Source organism: Streptomyces sp. NPDC051987 (genome assembly GCF_040680735.1).
Lineage (GTDB): Bacteria > Actinomycetota > Actinomycetes > Streptomycetales > Streptomycetaceae > Streptomyces.
In genome coordinates this window covers 19,777-37,788 of record NZ_JBFAXI010000043.1, presented here as the reverse complement: position 1 = coordinate 37,788, position 18,012 = coordinate 19,777, and the positions used below count along the sequence as shown (strand labels likewise).

At 70.9% G+C, this 18,012-nt stretch carries 20 protein-coding genes and 1 pseudogene; 9 read left to right on the top strand and 12 right to left on the bottom strand.

The annotated features are described in order from the left end of the window. Window position 1: 1 nt before the first annotated feature. Complete coding sequence (locus AB0M11_RS23195) at window positions 2-1,069, top strand: PadR family transcriptional regulator (protein WP_365708395.1); 1,068 nt, start codon at window positions 2-4, stop codon at window positions 1,067-1,069. Between the two features lie 45 nt (window positions 1,070-1,114). Here the strand turns inward: AB0M11_RS23195 and AB0M11_RS23190 are convergent, their stop codons facing one another. Beyond that, window positions 1,115-2,080 carry a zinc-binding dehydrogenase gene (locus AB0M11_RS23190; protein ID WP_365708393.1) on the bottom strand — a complete coding sequence of 322 codons (966 nt, stop codon included), beginning with the start codon at window positions 2,078-2,080 and terminating at the stop codon, window positions 1,115-1,117. 299 nt (window positions 2,081-2,379) lie between these two features. Continuing rightward, a complete protein-coding gene (locus tag AB0M11_RS23185; protein WP_365708391.1) occupies window positions 2,380-3,612 on the bottom strand; it encodes an NADP-dependent malic enzyme in 1,233 nt (410 codons plus the stop codon). A 583-nt stretch (window positions 3,613-4,195) separates the two neighbouring features. Between AB0M11_RS23185 and AB0M11_RS23180 the strand changes: the two genes are divergently transcribed. The 3 genes from AB0M11_RS23180 to AB0M11_RS23170 are packed head-to-tail and all read left to right on the top strand — an operon-like array spanning window position 4,196 to window position 6,912. Further along, entirely contained in the window at window positions 4,196-5,155 is a 960-nt protein-coding gene (locus AB0M11_RS23180; protein ID WP_365708389.1) for an ABC transporter substrate-binding protein, read from the top strand. 30 nt (window positions 5,156-5,185) lie between these two features. Continuing rightward, window positions 5,186-6,115, top strand: a complete 930-nt coding sequence (locus AB0M11_RS23175) for an amino acid ABC transporter permease (RefSeq protein ID WP_365708387.1) — start codon at window positions 5,186-5,188, stop codon at window positions 6,113-6,115. Next, window positions 6,112-6,912 (top strand): amino acid ABC transporter ATP-binding protein, encoded by an 801-nt coding sequence (locus tag AB0M11_RS23170; protein ID WP_365708385.1) that lies wholly within the window; start codon window positions 6,112-6,114, stop codon window positions 6,910-6,912. The genes AB0M11_RS23175 and AB0M11_RS23170 overlap by 4 nt, the downstream gene beginning before the upstream one ends. A gap of 55 nt (window positions 6,913-6,967) precedes the next feature. On the opposite strand, the gene AB0M11_RS23165 is transcribed toward AB0M11_RS23170, so the two are convergent. After that, entirely contained in the window at window positions 6,968-7,777 is an 810-nt protein-coding gene (locus tag AB0M11_RS23165) for a class I SAM-dependent methyltransferase (protein WP_365708383.1), read from the bottom strand. A gap of 100 nt (window positions 7,778-7,877) precedes the next feature. On the opposite strand from AB0M11_RS23165, the gene AB0M11_RS23160 reads away from it, so the two are divergent. Continuing rightward, entirely contained in the window at window positions 7,878-8,525 is a 648-nt protein-coding gene (locus tag AB0M11_RS23160; RefSeq protein ID WP_365708381.1) for a CGNR zinc finger domain-containing protein, read from the top strand. Here AB0M11_RS23160 and sodX read toward each other — a convergent pair. Further along, a complete protein-coding gene (gene sodX, locus AB0M11_RS23155; RefSeq protein ID WP_365708452.1) occupies window positions 8,411-8,863 on the bottom strand; it encodes a nickel-type superoxide dismutase maturation protease in 453 nt (150 codons plus the stop codon). The two genes, AB0M11_RS23160 and sodX, sit on opposite strands and share 115 nt — an antisense overlap. A gap of 145 nt (window positions 8,864-9,008) precedes the next feature. Here sodX and sodN point away from each other — a divergent pair, with 145 nt between their 5' ends. Then, a complete protein-coding gene (sodN, locus tag AB0M11_RS23150; RefSeq protein ID WP_020130742.1) occupies window positions 9,009-9,404 on the top strand; it encodes a superoxide dismutase, Ni in 396 nt (131 codons plus the stop codon). Window positions 9,405-9,533: 129 nt separating this feature from the next. Here sodN and AB0M11_RS23145 read toward each other — a convergent pair whose 3' ends face one another. The 4 genes from AB0M11_RS23145 to AB0M11_RS23130 all read right to left on the bottom strand — a co-directional run bounded on the left by AB0M11_RS23145 (window position 9,534) and on the right by AB0M11_RS23130 (window position 12,593). Beyond that, entirely contained in the window at window positions 9,534-10,013 is a 480-nt protein-coding gene (locus tag AB0M11_RS23145; RefSeq protein ID WP_365708379.1) for a GNAT family N-acetyltransferase, read from the bottom strand. A gap of 182 nt (window positions 10,014-10,195) precedes the next feature. After that, complete coding sequence (gene ppk2 / locus AB0M11_RS23140; protein WP_365708377.1) at window positions 10,196-11,155, bottom strand: polyphosphate kinase 2; 960 nt, start codon at window positions 11,153-11,155, stop codon at window positions 10,196-10,198. Between the two features lie 38 nt (window positions 11,156-11,193). After that, window positions 11,194-11,424: a hypothetical protein gene (locus tag AB0M11_RS23135; protein WP_365708375.1), complete on the bottom strand. Its 231-nt coding sequence runs from the start codon at window positions 11,422-11,424 to the stop codon at window positions 11,194-11,196. Between the two features lie 14 nt (window positions 11,425-11,438). After that, complete coding sequence (locus AB0M11_RS23130; protein ID WP_365708373.1) at window positions 11,439-12,593, bottom strand: inorganic phosphate transporter; 1,155 nt, start codon at window positions 12,591-12,593, stop codon at window positions 11,439-11,441. 154 nt (window positions 12,594-12,747) lie between these two features. On the opposite strand from AB0M11_RS23130, the pseudogene AB0M11_RS23125 reads away from it, so the two are divergent. From AB0M11_RS23125 to AB0M11_RS23115, 3 genes and pseudogenes are all read left to right on the top strand, one after another. Continuing rightward, window positions 12,748-13,100, top strand: a pseudogene (locus AB0M11_RS23125) (helix-turn-helix transcriptional regulator). A gap of 67 nt (window positions 13,101-13,167) precedes the next feature. After that, a complete protein-coding gene (locus AB0M11_RS23120) occupies window positions 13,168-13,587 on the top strand; it encodes a VOC family protein (protein WP_365708371.1) in 420 nt (139 codons plus the stop codon). 18 nt (window positions 13,588-13,605) lie between these two features. Continuing rightward, complete coding sequence (locus tag AB0M11_RS23115; RefSeq protein WP_365708369.1) at window positions 13,606-14,346, top strand: VOC family protein; 741 nt, start codon at window positions 13,606-13,608, stop codon at window positions 14,344-14,346. A gap of 103 nt (window positions 14,347-14,449) precedes the next feature. Here the strand turns inward: AB0M11_RS23115 and AB0M11_RS23110 are convergent, their stop codons facing one another. The 4 genes from AB0M11_RS23110 to AB0M11_RS23095 form a co-directional block, all read right to left on the bottom strand. Further along, window positions 14,450-14,803 (bottom strand): DUF952 domain-containing protein, encoded by a 354-nt coding sequence (locus AB0M11_RS23110; RefSeq protein WP_365708367.1) that lies wholly within the window; start codon window positions 14,801-14,803, stop codon window positions 14,450-14,452. A gap of 10 nt (window positions 14,804-14,813) precedes the next feature. Beyond that, window positions 14,814-15,038, bottom strand: a complete 225-nt coding sequence (locus AB0M11_RS23105; protein WP_365708365.1) for a hypothetical protein — start codon at window positions 15,036-15,038, stop codon at window positions 14,814-14,816. A 215-nt stretch (window positions 15,039-15,253) separates the two neighbouring features. Then, window positions 15,254-16,354, bottom strand: a complete 1,101-nt coding sequence (locus AB0M11_RS23100; protein WP_365708363.1) for a family 2 encapsulin nanocompartment cargo protein polyprenyl transferase — start codon at window positions 16,352-16,354, stop codon at window positions 15,254-15,256. A 113-nt stretch (window positions 16,355-16,467) separates the two neighbouring features. Continuing rightward, on the bottom strand, window positions 16,468-17,874 hold the full coding sequence (locus AB0M11_RS23095) for a family 2B encapsulin nanocompartment shell protein (protein ID WP_365708361.1): 1,407 nt from the start codon (window positions 17,872-17,874) through the stop codon (window positions 16,468-16,470). Window positions 17,875-18,012: the final 138 nt, after the last annotated feature.

The window sequence follows — 18,012 nt, the reverse complement described above, 5'->3', positions numbered from 1 at the left end:
GATGCCTCCCGTCTTCGCCCACGGCCGCCTGCGCCTCTACCTCCTCAAGCTGCTGGACGAGGCCCCGCGCCACGGCTACGAGGTGATCCGCCTGCTGGAAGAGCGCTTCCAGGGGCTCTACGCCCCGTCGGCGGGCACCGTCTACCCCCGCCTCGCCAAACTGGAGGCCGAGGGCCTGGTCACCCACACCACCGAGGGCGGCCGCAAGGTCTACGCCATCACGGACGCCGGCCGGGCCGAACTCGCCGACCGCAGCGGCGAACTGGCCGACCTGGAGCTGGAGATCCGCGAGTCGGTCGCCGAACTGGCCGCCGAGATAAGGGCCGACGTGCGCGGTGCGGCCGGGGACCTGCGCCGCGAGGTGCGCGCGGCCGCCTCCGAGGCCCGGCACGGCGCCGGCATGGGAACCGGCGAGTACGGCGACCCCGGCGACAGGGAGTCGTGGCGGGCCGCCAAGGAGGAGCTGCGCCGGGCCAAGCAGGAGTGGAAGGAGCAGGCCCGCCGCGCCAAGGACGATAGCCGCCGGGCGCGTGACGAGGCCCAGCGGGCCCGTCGGCAGGCCCAGGAGGCCCAGGCTCGGGCGCGGGCCCAGGCCCAGGAGGAGATGCAGCGCATCGCCCGCCGGGTGCAGGAGCACGTCCAGGACCACTTCTCGCGCGGCGACTGGCCGACGGGAGTCCGCGAGGGCCTTGCCGAACTCGCCAAGGAGTTCGGCGAGTTCGGCAAGGACTACGGCAAGGGGTTCGGCCTGGACTTCGGCTCGGGCGCCCGCACCGAGCCCGCTTCCCGGACCGGCCCCGACCTGCACAAGCCGTCACCGGCACCGGAGTACGGGCAGACCCCGGAGGACTTCCCGGCGCAGTACGTCCCCGAGTGGGCGCACGGCGCGGAGACCGACACCGGAGACCCGGCCCGCGACCTGGACCGGCTCCTGGACCGTTTCCGCGACGACCTCCGCGACGCGGCCCGTGACCACGGAGTGACCGCGGAACAGCTCCGCGAGGCCCGCCACCACCTGTCGACGGCAGCGGCCCGCATCGGAGCGCTGCTGCGCGCCCCCAAACCCTGAGGAACAGCCGTTCGGGTGCGGACCCCGCCCCACCCGGCCGTCCGCTCAGGAACAGGTCAGCACGATCTTCCCGAACTGGTCGCCGGACTGCAGCCGTTCGAAGCCCTCGCGGGCCCGGTCGAGCGGGAGCAGTTCGTCGATGACGGGGCGTACGCCGGTGGCGGCGCAGAAGGCGAGCAGGTCCTCCAACTCGTCCTTGGTGCCCATGGTGGAGCCCACGACCTTCAGCTCCAGGAAGAAGATCCGGGTCAGCTCGGCGTGCGAGGGGCGGTCACCGCTGGTGGCACCGGAGATGACGACGGTGCCGCCGGGCCGCAGCGACTTCACCGAGTGGGACCAGGTGGCGGCGCCGACGGTCTCGATGACGGCGTCCACGCGCTGCGGCAGCCGGGCCCCGGGCTCCACGGCCTCGACGGCGCCCAGTTCCAGGGCCCGCTTCCGTTTCGCCTCGTCGCGGCTGGTGGCGAAGACCCGCAGTCCGGCGGCCTTGCCGAGCACGATCGCGGCCGTGGCGACACCGCCGCCCGCGCCCTGCACGAGGACCGAGTCGCCGGGGCGCACGCCGGCGTTGGTGAAGAGCATCCGGTAGGCCGTCAGCCAGGCGGTGGGCAGACAGGCGGCCTCGGCGAACGAGAGCTCCCTGGGCTTGGGCAGGATGTTCCAGGTGGGCACGGCGACCTGCTCGGCGAAGGTGCCCTGGTAGCGCTCGGTGAGGATGGACCGGGGCTCGTGCGGCCCCACTCCGTGGCCGCTCTGCCCGATCACGGAGTGCAGGACGACCTCGTTGCCGTCCTCGTCGACACCGGCGGCGTCACAGCCGAGGATCATCGGCAGCCGGTCCTCGGGGAGACCGACGCCGCGCAGTGACCAGAGGTCATGATGGTTGAGGGAGGCGGCCCGCACATCGACGGTACTCCAGCCGGGCCGGGCCGAGGGGGCAGGGCGCTCCCCCAACTCGAGTCCGGAGAGCGGCTGGTCGCGGTCGATTCGGGCGGCGTAGACGGCGAACATAGGGCCGACGATAGGTTCCCCGGCCCGAGGGCGAAACCGGAGAGCCCTGTGACACATCCCCTCTTGCGCAGAGCGCCCCGCACAGAGGCCCCGCACAGACGCGCCCCGCAAGGGGCGCGGGGAACGGCGCGAGAAGCCCCACCGGCCGCCACCCGAAGACGACCCGCCCACCGGCCCCCCTCCGCGGGGGCCCGGGGCGGCAGCCCCCGCACGACGGCCGCTCCGCAGCCGACCGAACGGGTGGGTGGGCGGTTGGGAAACGAAATGGCCCCGCCCAAGAAGAGCGAGGCCACTGGAGGTCACCGCCGGGCAACCCCTTCGGCCCGCGCGGCAGCAGCCACCGCCGCGGTCACCGCAGGCGCAACCCGCTCGTCGAACGGGGACGGAATGACATAGTCGGCGGCGAGGTCGTCGCCGACGACCGCCGCCAGCGCCTCCGCCGCCGCGATCTTCATCCCCTCGGTGATCCGGGAGGCCCGCACCTGGAGCGCGCCCGCGAAGATCCCCGGGAACGCCAGCACGTTGTTGATCTGGTTCGGGAAGTCCGACCGCCCGGTCGCCACGACCGCCGCGTGCTTGTGGGCGACGTCCGGGTGCACCTCGGGGTTCGGGTTGGCCATCGCGAAGACAAAGGCCCCCTCGGCCATCGAGGCAACGGCCTCCTCCGCGACCGTACCGCCGGAGACACCGATGAAGACGTCGGCGCCGGCCAGCGCGTCCTCCAGGGTGCCCTTGATCCCGGCCTTGTTGGTGAACCCGGCGACCTCGCGCTTGACCGCGGTGAGGTCGTCGCGGTCGGCCGAGATGATGCCCTTGCGGTCGGCGAGGGCGACGTCCCCGATGCCGGCCTCGACCAGCATCTTCGCGATGGCGACCCCGGCCGCGCCGGCGCCCGAGATGACCGCCCGCAGCTGCCCGATCTCCCGCCGGCTGAGCCGCGCGGCGTTCCGCAGGGCCGCCAGCGTCACGACGGCCGTGCCGTGCTGGTCGTCGTGGAAGACCGGGATGTCGACCCGCTCCTGGAGCCTGCGCTCGATCTCGAAGCACCGCGGCGCCGAGATGTCCTCCAGGTTGATCCCGCCGAAGGACGGGGCGAGCCGGACGACGGTCTCCACGATCTCGTCGACGTCGGTGCAGGCGAGGGCGATGGGGACCGCGTCCACGCCGCCGAACTGCTTGAAGAGGATGGCCTTGCCCTCCATCACGGGGAGGGAGGCCTCGGGACCGATGTCCCCGAGGCCGAGCACGGCCGTGCCGTCGGTGACGACGGCCACGACGGACGACTTCCATGTGTAGTCGTTGACCAGCTCGGGCTGTTCCGCGATCGCGGTGCACACGCGCGCGACTCCGGGCGTGTACGCGAGGGAAAGGTCGTCCTTGTCACGGAGCGGCACGGTGGCCTGCACGGCCATCTTGCCGCCGCGGTGCAGCGCGAACGCCGGATCGAAGGAATCGAGGGGCTCGGCCCCGCCGTCCTGGTCCGTAGTGCCCGACGCGCTGTCGCTGCGAGGATTGACGATCTCCGCTGCCACTTGTCTTACCCCTTAGGTATGCATGGTTTGAGGGTCGGCCGCTCCCGGTGAGGGAGCGGGCGGGCACCGCGCAGGGCCCGATCACTGATACGTACGAGTGGCACGTACGAGCACCTGCGCGACGGGCGCGCCGCACACGCGCCCTGAGCCCCGGATGAGGGGTGTAAAGAACCTTCTTACCGGACGGACGGCGCTCCCGACGAGTCGAATAGGCGCAAGGTCACATCACGGATGTCGTAGGTAGTCGACAGATGAGCGGCCGAGTGACCGGCGGACGATCACCGGGTGAGGCCCGGGATGAACCGGCGGTGAACCGAAGATTCTCCGGCCAGAAGGTCGGATTCCCGCAGATGTGCGGGATGGCGGGTCGAGGAAGGACCGGCCTGACGCGTCTCGGGGGTCACCCGTTATCCGATTTTGACATGGTGACACGTCTGCTTGGAGCAATCCCAATGGCAGGATGCCGTAAACCCGCGAGGTCGCGACACCCGAAGGTGTGTGTTTCCGTCGACCCATCGGCATATCGACATATCAGACACATCGGTATATCGGCTTGTCCTACCCACCGCCGGAGGAACTCACCATGACCGCAGGCTCCACCCGTCGTACCACCGTCGCGCGCAACAAGACCGCAGCGTTCGGTGCGATCGCGGTCGCAGGCGCCCTGATCCTGACCGGCTGCGGGGACCACACGGACAAGGGCGGCGACAGCGGCTCCTCGTCGACGTCCTCGGCTCCGCTGGCGAGCAAGCTGCCCGCCGACGTCCGCAAGGCCGGCGTGATCAAGGTGGGCTCCGACATCGCCTACCCGCCGGTCGAGTACATGGAGAACGGCAAGGCCGTCGGCGTCGACCCCGACATCGCGGACGCGCTCGGCAAGCAGCTGGGCGTGAAGTTCGAGTTCCAGAACGGCAAGTTCGACAACCTGATCGTGGGCCTGCAGGCCAACCGCTTCAACGTGATCATGTCGGCGATGAACGACACGAAGGACCGCCAGAACGGCATCGACTCCGACACCGGCAAGAAGGTCGGCAGCGGCGTCGACTTCGTCGACTACTTCACCGCCGGCACCTCGATCCTGGTCCAGAAGGGCAACCCGAAGGGCATCAAGTCCCTGGACGACCTGTGCGGCAAGGTCGTGGCCCTGCAGAAGGGCACCACGTCCGAGGGCATCGCCAAGGCGCAGAGCACGAAGTGTACGAAGGACGGCAACAAGGCCATCGACCTCCAGACCTTCGACACCGACCCCGAGGCGCTGCTCCGGCTGAAGCAGGGCGCCTCCGTCGCCGACCTGAACGACTTCCCGGTGGCCGCCTACAACGCCAAGACCTCCGGCGGCGGCAAGGACTTCGAGGTCGTCGGCGAGCAGATCGAGGCCGGCCCGTACGGCATCGCGGTCAGCAAGAACAACACCCAGCTGCGCGACGCGCTGCAGGCCGCCGTGGCCGCCATCATCAAGAGCGGCGACTACCAGAAGATCCTGGAGAAGTGGAACGTCACGCAGGGCGCGGTGACCGAGGCGAAGATCAACGGCGGCTCCTGAGCACCCGGGCACGACTGAAGGGCCGTCACTGTGACTGACACGGTCGACAAGACTCCGGCGCCGTCCGTGCCGCCGGAGCAGATCAAGGCCATCCCGGTGCGCCACTACGGGCGCTGGGTGTCCGGCGTCGTGGTCATCGCACTCCTGGTGCTGATCGGAATCGCCTTCTCCAACGCGAAGATCAACTACAGCGTCATCCCCGACTACCTCTTCGACCAGGGCATCGTCTCCGGCGCCTGGACCACGCTCTACATCTCGGTGCTGGCCATGGTGCTCGGCGTCGCGCTCGGCGTGATCCTCGCGGTGATGCGACTGTCGTCGAACCCGGTCACCAGCACGGTGTCCTGGTTCTACATCTGGTTCTTCCGCGGCACCCCGGTCCTGGTCCAGCTGCTGCTCTGGTACAACATCGCGCTCGTCTTCCCGATCCTCAACCTGGGGTTCTACAAGGACGAGATGAACCAGGTGATGACCCCGGTCCTCACGGCCCTGCTGGGACTCGGCCTGAACGAGGCCGCGTACATGTCGGAGATCGTCCGCGCCGGCATCCAGTCGGTCGACGAGGGGCAGACCGAGGCCTCGCACGCGCTGGGCATGACCCAGGGCCAGACGCTGCGCCGGGTGATCCTCCCGCAGGCGATGCGGGTCATCATCCCGCCGACCGGCAACGAGTTCATCAACATGCTGAAGACCTCGTCGCTGGCCTACGCGGTCCAGCTGCCCGAGCTGATCAAGAAGGCCACGGACATCTCCAGCACCTCGCTGGCGGTCGTCGAGATGTACTTCGTCGCCTGCATCTGGTACCTGTTCCTGACCACGATCTTCAGCATCGTCCAGTACTACATCGAGCGCCGGTACGCCCGCGGCTCCTCGCGCAACCTCCCGCCCACCCCGCTGCAGCGGCTGCGGAAGAATCTGTCCCAGTGGGGTTCGTTCCGTCGCCCGGAGGTGGCCCGATGAGCTCTCTCGCCAAGGACATCACCCCGCCGAGCAGCGGCGCCCCGATGGTCAAGGCCGAGGGGGTGCACAAGTCGTTCGGTCTCGCGCACATCCTCAAGGGCATCGACCTGGAGGTGCTGCCGCGCGAGGTGTTCTGCCTGATCGGCCCGTCCGGTTCCGGCAAGAGCACGTTCCTGCGGTGCATCAACCATCTGGAGAAGATCAGCGCCGGCCGGCTGTACGTGGACGGCAGCCTGGTCGGCTACCGCCAGCAGGGCGACAAGCTCTACGAGCTGAAGGAGAAGGAGGTCGCGGCGCAGCGGCGGGACATCGGCATGGTGTTCCAGCGCTTCAACCTCTTCCCGCACATGACGGCCCTGGAGAACGTCATGGAGGCGCCGGTCCAGGTCAAGCGCGAGTCCAAGGCGGTGGCCCGGGAGCGGGCCGAGCGGCTGCTCGACCGGGTCGGCCTCGGCGACCGCACCGGCCACTACCCGGCGCAGCTCTCCGGCGGCCAGCAGCAGCGCGTCGCGATCGCCCGCGCGCTGGCCATGCAGCCGAAGCTGATGCTCTTCGACGAGCCGACCTCCGCGCTCGACCCGGAGCTGGTCGGCGAGGTCCTGGACGTGATGCGGGACCTGGCCGCGGACGGCATGACGATGATCGTCGTCACCCACGAGATGGGCTTCGCCCGCGAGGTCGGCGACAGCCTGGTCTTCATGGACGACGGCGTGGTGGTCGAGTCCGGCCACCCGCGCGACGTCCTGACCAACCCCCAGCACGACCGGACGAAGTCGTTCCTGTCGAAGGTGCTGTAGCGGTACGACACGGAAGGGGCGGTACGAGGTCGCTCGTACCGCCCCTTCCGGCTGCCTACCTGAGGGCCAGCAGCAGCGTGTCCGAGGGCGAGCACCACACCGGCCTGGCCTCGGCGAAGCCCTTCTCGCGCAGCACGCGCGCGTGCCAGGCGGCCGAGGGCATGTCGCCCTCCGCGTGCTCCCCGTAGATCTCGAAGCGCAGGGCGGTGGGCCCGGCGAGCACCGGGTCCTGGGCCGCCAGCTGCCACCACTCGGCCCAGTCCAGCGCCCCCGCCGTCTTGGCCTGATCCATGCGGCGATGCCGCTGCGCCCGTTCCGCCGCGTTGATCCGGGGCGTGCTGTCGTCGATCATGTGGTCGGCGTTCATGAAGACACCGCCGACGCGTAGGAGTTCCGCGAGCCGACCGTAGAGGGCCGCGAGAGGTTCGCTGTGCAGCCAGTGCAGGGCCGTCGCGGTGAGGACCGCGTCGTACGAGTCGTACGGCAGCCGGGCCGTCCACTCCCGGTCCTTGAGGTCGGCGGTGACGAAGGTGACCCGGTCGTCGCCCGCGAAGGTGCCCTCGGCGATGGCGAGGAGGGCCGGGTCGAGGTCGACGCCGGTGCTCACCGCGTCCGGGAAGCGGGCCAGCAGCCGGGCCGTGACGGTGCCGGTGCCGCAGGCGAGGTCGAGGACTCGGGGTGCCGTGCCGACCAGCGCCTCCACCATGTCGAGCATGATCCGGAAGCGCTCCTCGCGGTCCGGCATGTACCACTCCTGCTGCCGGTCCCAGCTCTTCTGCCAGGCAGCCCAGTCCGTCCCGGTCGTGGACGTCGTGGTCGTGGACGTCCCGGTCGTGGACGTCCCGGTCGTCGGCGTGTCCGTCATGGCAACCCTCCACCGCACAGGTCCCGTAATACCCTGGAAGCACGACCGGCTGTTACCCGACCGCACGACCGACCCTAGAGTGCCCGCGTAAGGACTACAAGTGGAACTGGCCTATTACTCGGATTACGCCGTCCGGCTCGTCAACAGCGAGGAACCGGCCCGGGGCAAGGACTCGTTGACCTCGGTGGAGGCCGTCCGCGACCTCTTCGGCGGCAACCAGCAGGCCGCCCGGCGCGCCACCGAGGCCGACCTCACCCGGTTCCGCTCGGTCCGGGCCCGCCTGCGCGCGGTCTTCGAGGCGGCCGACAAGGGCGAGGAGACCCTCGCGGTGGACCTGCTGAACTCCCTCCTCCTGGAGTTCCCGGTCAGCCCGCAGATCTCCGGGCACGACTTCCGGGACGAGGACGGCCGCCCGCTGTGGCACATGCACCTGGCCGACCATCCGTCCAACGCCACGGCCGGCTACGCGGCGATCGCGGCGATGGGCCTGGCCTTCCACCTCACCGAGTACGGCGTCGACCGCCTCGGCCTGTGCGAGGCGGCGCCGTGCCGCAACGCCTACCTGGACACCTCGACCAACCGCTCCCGGCGCTACTGCTCGGACCGCTGCGCGACCCGGGCCAACGTGGCCGCCTACCGGGCCCGCAAACGCCTGGAGGCGGACCGCCCCGGCCTGCCCGGACGATCGGTCAGCACCGGCCTCGCGGCGGAGAGCGCCCAGCGCACCAGCGCCAGCGGCGAACGCTGATCCGCCCTGCGCGGCCGCCAGCGGAACAGGGCCCGGCCGAGGATGAGCTCCTCCGGCACGGCGCCGTAGTCGGTGCTGTCCCCGCCCGCGTACGCGTTGTCCCCGCGCACCCACCAGCCGCCCTCGCGCGGCTCCACGGCCCGCTTGACGACCAGCAGGTCCTGCTGGAAGGGGTGGCGCAGGACGACGACGTCACCGGCCCGCACCCGGACGCCGTACCGCACCAGGAGCTGATCGCCCTGGTACAGCGTGGGCACCATGGACGGGCCGGTCACCTCGGCCAGCCCGAAGAGCGCGGTGCCCCTCCCCCGCTCGGTCTCCTGCGACAGCTCCGGCATCCCCGGCACCTCCCCGGTCCGTTCCTCCACCAGTCTCAGTCTGACCCTGGACTTTTGTCCTAAGCCCATGGGGGCACTCGCGAAATCACGCTTCCCAGGGAGTAATGTCCCACCTGAGAAGACGATCACGAGGAAGGAATGCTCCATGCTTTCCCGCCTGTTTGCCCCCAAGGTCAAGGTCAGCGCGCACTGCGACCTGCCCTGCGGTGTGTACGACCCGGCCCAGGCCCGCATCGAGGCGGAGTCGGTGAAGGCCGTCCAGGAGAAGATGGCCGCCAACGACGACCCGCACTTCCAGGCGCGCGCCACCGTCATCAAGGAACAGCGCGCCGAGCTCGCCAAGCACCACGTCTCGGTGCTCTGGAGCGACTACTTCAAGCCCCCGCACTTCGAGAAGTACCCGCAGCTGCACCAGCTGGTGAACGACACCCTGAAGGCCCTGTCCGCCGCCAAGGCGTCCACGGACCCGAAGACCGGTGAGAAGGCCCTGGAGCTCATCGCCGAGATCGACAAGATCTTCTGGGAGACCAAGAAGGCCTGATCTTGGATCACGCCCTCCGACCTGCATTTTCCTAGCGTGCAGCGTCTCCCTGTCCGCACCCGGCCCGCAGGCCGCCGAGCACGGCGTCCGTGGCGGTCCGGGTGCGGTCTTGTTTTCCCTCGGCCGCGCCTATGAGGCGGCGGCCAGTTCCTTGAGCGGGGAGCCGGTCAGGCGGCAGATGCGCCACTCGTCCAGGAACTCCGCGCCGAGCGACCGGTAGAAGCCGATCGCCGGCTCGTTCCAGGCGAGCACCCACCATTCGAAGCGCTCGTAGCCGCTGCGCAGGCAGAGCGCCGCGAGAGCGGCGAGCAGCGCCCGGCCGTGGCCGCCGCCGCGGGCGTGCGGGCGCACGTAGAGGTCCTCCAGGTGCATGCCCCGGGTTCCGGTCCAGGTCGAGAAGCGCGGGAACCACAAGGCGTACCCCAGGAGTTCGCCGGTGGTCTCCTCCTCGGCGACCAGTGCGTAGGCCGCGGGGTGGGGGCCGAACAACGCCTCGCGGAGTTGCTCCCCGGTGGCCCGGGCCTGCTCCACGGCCCGTTCGTACGCGGCGAGTTCGCGGATCATCGCGCGGATCTCGGGGACGTCGTGCTCGGTGGCGGCGCGGATCATGCGGCCGATCATTCATCACCGCTGCGATCCGTGTCCATGCCCGCGCCGGGCCCGAAGCCCCCGCCCGCTTCCGCCCGTTCCCGAGCGCAATCCCGGCCGGTCTGCGCCGGCGGGGTCCGGGCCGCGCGAAGGGCCGGCCGGATGTCCGGCCGACCCTTCGTCAGGTGACGTCGACGACGGCTCTAGTCCTCGACCCTCTCGCCCCTCTCGCCCCTCTCACCGCCCTGCTCGTCCTGCTCGTCCTGCTCGTCCTCGCCGGCCTCCAGCAGGCCGGCCGCCGCGCCCACGATCCGCGGGTCGGGGCTGCCGACGACCTCCTCGTCCTTGTCGGCGTAGTCGAAGCGGGCCAGCACGCTGCGCATGGCCTCGACCCGGGCCCGTTTCTTGTCGTTGCTCTTCACCACGGTCCAGGGCGCGTACACGGTGTCCGTCGCGCGGAACATCGCGACCTTCGCGGCGGTGTAGTCGTCCCAGCGGTCCAGCGAGGCCAGGTCCATCGGGCTCAGCTTCCACTGCCGCACCGGGTCGACCTGGCGGATGGTGAAGCGGGTCCGCTGCTCGCTCTGCGAGACGGAGAACCAGAACTTCACCAGGTCCACCCCGTCGTCCACCAGCATCCGCTCGAACAGCGGGGCCTGGCGCATGAAGCGCCGGTACTGGTCGTCGGTGCAGAACCCCATGACCCGCTCGACCCCGGCCCGGTTGTACCAGGAGCGGTCGAACATCACGATCTCACCCGCGGTCGGCAGGTGTTCGACGTAGCGCTGGAAGTACCACTGACCGCTCTCGCGCTCCGTGGGCTTCTCCAGGGCCACCACCCGCGCCCCACGGGGGTTCAGGTGCTCCGTGAAGCGCTTGATGGTGCCGCCCTTGCCGGCCGCGTCCCGGCCCTCGAAGACGATGACGATCCGGCGTCCCGTCTCCTTGACCCAGGTCTGCAGCTTCAGCAGTTCGATCTGCTGGAGCCGCTTGTGCCACTCGTACTCCTTGCGCTCCATGCGGGACGCGTACGGGTAGTTCTCCCGCCAGGTGTCGATCGGGGATCCGTCCGGGCGGATGAGCACGGGGTCGTCGGGGTCGCTGTAGTCGACCTTCAGATGGGCCAGGTCGGCCAGGTCGGACAGCAGGTCCGGCGTCGTCATCCAGTCCTCCTCAGCGGGTTCGGCGGGTCGTCTGCGGGTCAGTGGAACTGGGGCACGATCAGGTAGATGCTGTACGCCACCACCGCCACGCAGGCGAGGAAGCACAGCCCTGCCTGGGCGACCCCGACGGCGCTGGTGCCGCCCTGCTCCTTGGCCCCCTCGTAGCGGGCGAGCCCGAGGACGCCGAGGGAGAAGACGACCACCACTGCGAAGGTGACGCCGATGCTCACCGCGGTGACCTGCCCGAGCGCGGTCCAGTCGATGTTCATGGGAACTCCCTCACTCAGGCGGCGGTGCCGACGTGGGACGGGGGCGTGCTGCGGACGGCGACCTGGTGGCCGTCGTTGACGTTCTTCGCGTCGATCGGGTTGCGGCGCGACAGCAGGACGATGCCCACCGCGAGCGCGGCGCCGACCAGCGCGACCACGACGGTGCCGAAGTTGCCGCCGTGCTTGACCGCGTAGGCGGAGATTCCGCCGACCAGCGCGGCACAGGGCAGCGTGATCACCCAGGCGGCCACCATGCGGCCGGCCACGCCCCAGCGGACCTCCGCGAGCCGCCGGCCGACGCCCGCGCCGAGGATGGAACCGGAGGCGACCTGCGTGGTGGACAGCGCGAAGCCCATGTGGGCGGAGGTCAGGATGACGGCCGTGGAGGCGGTCTCGGCCGCGAAACCCTGCGGGGACTGGATCTCGGTGAGGCCCTTGCCCATGGTACGGATGATGCGCCAGCCGCCGATGTACGTGCCGAGGGCGATGGCCAGTCCGGCGGTGAAGATCACCCAGACCGGCGGGCCGGCGTCGCCCGGGAGCGCGCCGACGGAGATCAGGGTCAGGGTGATGATGCCCATGGTCTTCTGGGCGTCGTTGGTGCCGTGCGCGAGCGAGACCAGCGAGGCCGAGCCGATCTGCCCGAGCCGGAAACCCCTGCTCACCGAGTCGGCGCGGCCGCGGGTGGTCAGCTTGTAGGCGCAGTACGTGGCGATCAGCGCGGCGACACCGGCCACCACCGGCGAGGCGAACGCCGGGATGATGATCTTCTCGACAACCTTGTCGAAGTTCACCGCGCCGGAGCCGGCGCCGACCCACACCGCTCCGATCAGCCCGCCGAACAGGGCGTGCGAGGAGCTGGAGGGCAGCCCCACCAGCCAGGTCATCAGATTCCACAGGATCGCCCCCACGAGGCCCGCGAAGATCATCGCAGGGGTCACCTTGGCGTCGTTCACAATGCCGCCGGAGATGGTCTTGGCCACCTCCGTGGAGAGGAAGGCTCCGACCAGGTTCAGAACGCCACTGATCAGAACCGCGGTCTTCGGTTTGAGGGCGCCGGTGGCGATGGACGTGGCCATCGCGTTCGCCGTGTCGTGAAACCCGTTGGTGAAGTCGAACGCGAGTGCAGTGACGATCACGACCGCCACGAGGAACGTGATGTGGTCCATTCCTTTATGCAAACAAGCGCGGGCCAATTACGCGAGAACTGGAGGAAAACTGACGTCCAAAAACAAACCCCCGGCGAGTGTGCGGTGTGCATGCCATCCTGGGTGGGTGACCCCCCTGGAGGACCTGAGGCGGCTGCGCCGGGCGCGCGACCGCATGGACCGCGAGTACGCCGAGCCGCTCGACATGGCCGAGCTGGCCCGGACCGCCCTCATGTCCCCCGGCCACTTCCAGCGCAGTTTCCGCAAGGCCTTCGGGAGACGCCGTACAGCTACCTGATGACCCGGCGGGTCGAGCGGGCCAAGGCGCTGCTGCGCCGCGGCGACCTCACGGTGACGGAGGTGTGCATGGCGGTCGGCTGCACCTCGCTGGGGTCCTTCAGTTCACGCTTCACCGAGCTGGTCGGTCAGACGCCGAGCGCGTACCGGGCGCGGGACCACGAGGAGAGCACGGTGATCCCGTCCTGCGTGGCCCGCACCTTCACCCGTCCCCGCCGCAGGCCGTACTGACCGCGGGCGAGCGACCGCAGGCGAGGGACCGCACGCGCGGCGGGGCGTTTCCTCCTAGCCTGACCCCATGGACGTAAAACTCGCGCAGTGTTTCATCGCCGTCGACGACCACGACAAGGCGCTGGCCTTCTACCGTGACGTCCTCGGCCTGGAGGTCCACAACGACGTGGAGTTCGAGGGGATGCGATGGGTGACCGTCGGATCGCCGCAGCAGCCGGGCGTGGAGATCGTGCTGGAGCCGCCGGGCGCCAACCCCGACGCCTCCCCCGCCGACCGGCAGGCCATGGCCGAACTGCTCGCCAAGGGCATGCTGCGCGGGGTGATCTTCTCCACCACCGACTGCGACGCGCTGTACGAGCGGGTCCGGGAGTACGGCGGTGACGTGATCCAGGAGCCGACGGACCAGCACTGGGGCGTCCGCGACTGCGCGTTCCGGGACCCCGCGGGGAACCTGCTGCGTTTCACCGAGCGCCGCCCGGCCGGGTAGCACGCTTACGATCACCGCATGACCATCCGCTGGACGTACGCCTTCGCCGACCGTCCCGTCGCCCACCTCGCCGTCGCCCAGGCGTTCTGGACGGCCGTCACCGGCACCTTCGTCTCCGCGCCCCGCGGCGAGAACGACGAGTTCGTGACGCTGCTGCCGGCCACCGGCGTCGACGCCTGCGTCAAGCTCCAGGGCGTCGAGGCAGGGCCGGGCGGAGCCCACCTGGACCTCTGCGTCGAGGACGTGCCCGGCCTGGTGAAACAGGCCCGTGCACTCGGCGCCGAGCCGGTCGCCGAGCACGAGGGGTGGGCCGTCCTGCGCTCACCCGCCGGGCAGCCGTGGTGCGCCGTGCCGTGGCACGGCGAGTCGGTACGGCCGCCGGTCGTGGCGGGCAGCCGGCTCGACCAGGTCAGCCTCGACATCCCGCCCTCCGCGTACGAGGCGGAGACCGCGTTCTGGGCGGAGTTGACCGGCTGGGAGCTGCTGACCGGCGCGCTGCCGGAGTTCCGGGTGCTCAGGCCTCCGGCCGGCCTGCCCGTGCGGATCCTGCTCCAGCGGCTGGACGGCGAACAGCCGGCCGCCGCCCACCTCGACCTGGCCTGTGCGGACATCCCGGCGACCCGCGCCCGGCACGAGGACCTCGGCGCCGCGCGGGTGGCCGACGGCCGCCACTGGACGGTGATGCGCGACCCGGCGGGCGGCGTCTACTGCCTCACCGGCCGCGACCCGGAGACCGGCGGCCTGCCGCGCCGGGGCTGAGCCCTCCGTCAGGGATGCCGCGAGGTGCCGGATGCCGACCGCGGTGCCGTCGTGGCCGGTCGCGCGGTTGCCCGCGGCCCGTTCGGGCCGGCCTGTCGGGGCACTAGGAACCGGGAGTCCCGGGCACACCCCAGGGCTCCACGTCCACCACGGCCGTGACCGGTATCGGCCCGTAGACGTGCGGGAACTCCTCGCCGCCCGGCTCCGGCGCCTCCCACTTCACCGGGGCGCCGATCCGGGCCGGGTCCACGACCAGGACCACCAGCTCGTCCGGGCCGTCGTAGGAGCCGTACAGGAAGGCCGCCACGCGCGGGAGTTGGTCGCGGGTGGAGCAGTGGATGAAGCCCTCCTCCTGGAGGGTGCGGCCGCGGGTGGACATCTCGTAGCCGCCCCGCGCGCGGGCCTGCTCCCACAGGGAGCGTTCGGTGATGTGCAGGATGTTCGGGAGTGCCGTCATGCGAGTCACGCTACGGCGTGGGCGGGCTCCCGGCCGACTCGGGCGGCGGGGAGCGGGGCGGTCCCGCCTCCCGCGGGCCCCGCGGGTCCCGCGGCCCCGAGTACTCGGCGCAGTCGGGGTTCCGGCAGGGACCGGGCCCCCAGACCGGAACCCAGGCGCCCAGCGTCTTGTGGCGCCCCACCACGCGCTCGACGGGCTGTCCGCAGACCGGACAGACCTGATCCTGGCCGTCCATGCCCCCAGCGTAGGCCGGGCCCGGCAGCCGCGCCCGCCGCCGCCCTGCCCCGGCACCCGGCACCCGGCACCCGGCACCCGGCACCCGCCAGGCAACACGTCGGCCGCGTTCGGCGAGCCCCGCACACCGTGGGGATGTGCGGGACCCGTCGGGCCGGAGCCCCCGGAGTACCGTGCGGGGTCAGGAGCCGCGCGGTCCCGGGGGCTCCGGGGTCTTCACCTGCTGCGCCGGGTCACGAACTCGGCGAGCGCGAGCAGGCCGTCGGCCGCCTCCGGACCGGGCACGGCGCGGGCGAGCTCCTGCATCGCCCGTGCCATCCGGTCGGCCGCCTCGGACTGCGCCCAGTCCCGGCCGCCCGCCCGCTCCACGGCCAGTGCGATCCGCGCCGTCTCGGCGGCGTCGTCCCGCTCATGCGGCCTGGCGTACAGCTCGGCGAGGCCGGCGGCGGCCGGCGTGCCCGAGGTGAGGGCCGCGACGACAGGCAGCGACTTCTTGCGGGCCGCCAGGTCCGCCCCGGCCGGCTTGCCGGTGCGCCGAGGGTCTCCCCATATCCCGATGACGTCGTCGATCAGCTGGAAGGCCAGCCCGGCCTGCCGGCCGAAGCCGTCGAGCGCCGCCACCTCCGCCGCTCCGGCCCCCGCGTACAGCGCACCCAGGGCGCAGGCGCAGCCCAGCAGCGCCCCGGTCTTGGCCTCGGCCATGACGAGCACCTCGTCGAGGCCGACCTCGCCGGGCGGCCGGTCCTCCAGGGCCGTGTCCGCGTGTTGTCCCGCGCACAGTTCGAGGACGCAGTCCGCGAGCCGGACGGCGGCCGCCGCGGAGGCCGGGTGAGGGTCCTCGGCGAGCAGCCGGAGGGCCAGCGCCTGGAGGGCGTCCCCGGCGAGGATCGCGTCCGCCTCCCCGAACACGGTCCAGGCCGTGGCCCGGTGCCTGCGGGAGGTGTCCCGGTCCATGAGGTCGTCGTGCAGCAGGGTGAAGTTGTGCACCAGTTCCACGGCGGCCGCGGCCCGAACGGCGGCCGCACGGGCCGCCGGTCCGCCGAGCGCGTCGGCGGCGGCGAGGACCAGCGCCGGCCTGATGGCCTTGCCCGCGTTGCCCTCCGCGAGGGTGCCGTCCGCGTTCTCCCAGCCGAAGTGGTAGCGCGCGATCCGCCGCATCGAGCCGGGCAACGACGCGACGGCGGCGCGTAGTTCGGGGTCGACGGACGCCCGGACCCGCTCCAGTATCACCGCCGCCTCGGGCCCGTCGAGCGACTCCGGACTCCCCGGCGGCGGCTGCGTGGCGCGCTGCTGCCGTTCCGTCACGAACTCGGCCATGGCCTCCCCCTCGTGGAGCGCGCGAACGGTGGCGTCCTCGCCACGGCTCGGCACGTACCCCGAGGGTGTACCCGCCCCGGAGGGCGGGGACACGGCCACCACGTGCGGAAACGTCACCTCCAGCGGCCGATCTCGACGTTCTCCAGCACTCCGAGGGCGTCCGGGACCAGCACGGCGGCCGAGTAGTAGGCCGTGACCAGGTAACTGATGATCGCCTGCTCGTTGATGCCCATGAAGCGGACCGAGAGGCTCGGCTCGATCTCGTCGGGGATTCCGGACTGCCTCAGTCCGATGACGCCCTGGTTGTCCTCACCGGTACGCATGGCGATGATCGAGGTGGTCCGGGCCTCGGTGACCGGGATCTTGTTGCAGGGGTAGATCGGGACCCCGCGCCAGGTCGGGATGCGGTTGCCGCCGATCTCGACCGTCTCCGGGACCAGTCCGCGCTTGTTGAGCTCGCGCCCGAAGGCGGCGATCGCGCGCGGGTGGGCGAGGAAGAGCTTGGTGCCGCGCCGGCGGCTGAGCAGCTCGTCCATGTCGTCGGGGCTGGGCACGCCGTCGTGCGGCTGCAGCCGCTGGTCGTACTGGCAGTTGCTGAGCAGGCCGAACTCCCGGTTGTTGATCAGCTCGTGCTCCTGGCGCTCCTTCAACGCCTCGACGGTGAGCCGCAGCTGGTGCTCGGTCTGGTTCATCGGCTGGTTGTAGAGGTCGGCGACGCGGGTGTGGATGCGCAGCACGGTCTGGGCGATGCTCAGCTCGTACTCACGCGGCCGCGCCTCGTAGTCGACGAAGGTGTGCGGGATGTCGGGCTCGCCGCTGTGGCCTGCTGCGAGGGCGACCTCCTTCTCGCCGTACTTGTTGGTGCGCTGCTCGGGGATCGCCCGCAGCTGCTGAAGGTGCTCGCGCAGGGAGTCGGCGCGCTCGACGACCTGCTCGAAGTCCTGCCGGGACAGGGTCAGTACGGTGCAGGCCGTGTCGGCGCGGGCGGTGTACTCCCAGATGGCGTCCGGGTCGATCAGGCCCTGCTCGCCGAAGTAGGCGCCGTCGCCGAGGACGCCGAGCACCGCGTCGTCGCCGTAGGGGCCGGTGCCGACCTTCTCGACGCGGCCGTGGGCCAGCAGGTGGACCTCGTCGGCCCCGTTGCCGAAGGAGGCGATGACCTCGCCCGGGGCGAAGTCGCGCTGCCGGCAGCGCTGGGCCAGCTCGGCCAGCACCTCCTCGTCCTCGTAGGACCGCAGGATGGGCAGCTCGCCCAGCTCCGCGGGGATGACCTCGACCCGGTCGCCGGTCTTCAGGAAGGTGATACGACCGTCGCCGACCGTGTAGGTGAGCCGCCGGTTCACCCGGTACGTGCCGCCCTGGACGTCGACCCAGGGCAGTGTCCGCAGCAGCCAGCGGGAGCTGATCTCCTGCATCTGTGGCGCGGACTTGGTCGTGGTGGCCAGGTTCCGCGCTGCCGCCGTGTCCAGAGACTGCTGCGGCTTGCCCTGATCCGTGCGGACCTCTTCGCCTACCGACATAAGGAAATGCCCTCCCATACCTGCGCGGGCGCCGAACTGCCCGCGCATCGGTCTCAGGGACCACCCTGTCATCACGCAGCGTGTCGGGACCATTACCCGAAAGAGCGGGAATAGATCATCGCACCGCTGGGCATGCCG

What these genes read in the sequence shown, in the direction of transcription:
- AB0M11_RS23100 (WP_365708363.1), bottom strand. Translation starts at nt 16,354, where the DNA reads ATGGCCGAGTTCGTGACGGAACGGCAGCAGCGCGCCACGCAGCCGCCG.
- AB0M11_RS23110 (WP_365708367.1), bottom strand. Translation starts at nt 14,803, where the DNA reads ATGACGGCACTCCCGAACATCCTGCACATCACCGAACGCTCCCTGTGG.
- AB0M11_RS23135 (WP_365708375.1), bottom strand. Translation starts at nt 11,424, where the DNA reads ATGAACATCGACTGGACCGCGCTCGGGCAGGTCACCGCGGTGAGCATC.
- sodX (WP_365708452.1), bottom strand. Translation starts at nt 8,863, where the DNA reads ATGCCGGAGCTGTCGCAGGAGACCGAGCGGGGGAGGGGCACCGCGCTC.
- AB0M11_RS23105 (WP_365708365.1), bottom strand. Translation starts at nt 15,038, where the DNA reads ATGGACGGCCAGGATCAGGTCTGTCCGGTCTGCGGACAGCCCGTCGAG.
- ppk2 (WP_365708377.1), bottom strand. Translation starts at nt 11,155, where the DNA reads ATGACGACGCCGGACCTGCTGTCCGACCTGGCCGACCTGGCCCATCTG.
- AB0M11_RS23130 (WP_365708373.1), bottom strand. Translation starts at nt 12,593, where the DNA reads ATGGACCACATCACGTTCCTCGTGGCGGTCGTGATCGTCACTGCACTC.
- sodN (WP_020130742.1), top strand. Translation starts at nt 9,009, where the DNA reads ATGCTTTCCCGCCTGTTTGCCCCCAAGGTCAAGGTCAGCGCGCACTGC.
- AB0M11_RS23165 (WP_365708383.1), bottom strand. Translation starts at nt 7,777, where the DNA reads ATGACGGACACGCCGACGACCGGGACGTCCACGACCGGGACGTCCACG.
- AB0M11_RS23180 (WP_365708389.1), top strand. Translation starts at nt 4,196, where the DNA reads ATGACCGCAGGCTCCACCCGTCGTACCACCGTCGCGCGCAACAAGACC.
- AB0M11_RS23115 (WP_365708369.1), top strand. Translation starts at nt 13,606, where the DNA reads ATGACCATCCGCTGGACGTACGCCTTCGCCGACCGTCCCGTCGCCCAC.
- AB0M11_RS23095 (WP_365708361.1), bottom strand. Translation starts at nt 17,874, where the DNA reads ATGTCGGTAGGCGAAGAGGTCCGCACGGATCAGGGCAAGCCGCAGCAG.
- AB0M11_RS23145 (WP_365708379.1), bottom strand. Translation starts at nt 10,013, where the DNA reads ATGATCCGCGCCGCCACCGAGCACGACGTCCCCGAGATCCGCGCGATG.
- AB0M11_RS23195 (WP_365708395.1), top strand. Translation starts at nt 2, where the DNA reads ATGCCTCCCGTCTTCGCCCACGGCCGCCTGCGCCTCTACCTCCTCAAG.
- AB0M11_RS23170 (WP_365708385.1), top strand. Translation starts at nt 6,112, where the DNA reads ATGAGCTCTCTCGCCAAGGACATCACCCCGCCGAGCAGCGGCGCCCCG.
- AB0M11_RS23120 (WP_365708371.1), top strand. Translation starts at nt 13,168, where the DNA reads ATGGACGTAAAACTCGCGCAGTGTTTCATCGCCGTCGACGACCACGAC.
- AB0M11_RS23190 (WP_365708393.1), bottom strand. Translation starts at nt 2,080, where the DNA reads ATGTTCGCCGTCTACGCCGCCCGAATCGACCGCGACCAGCCGCTCTCC.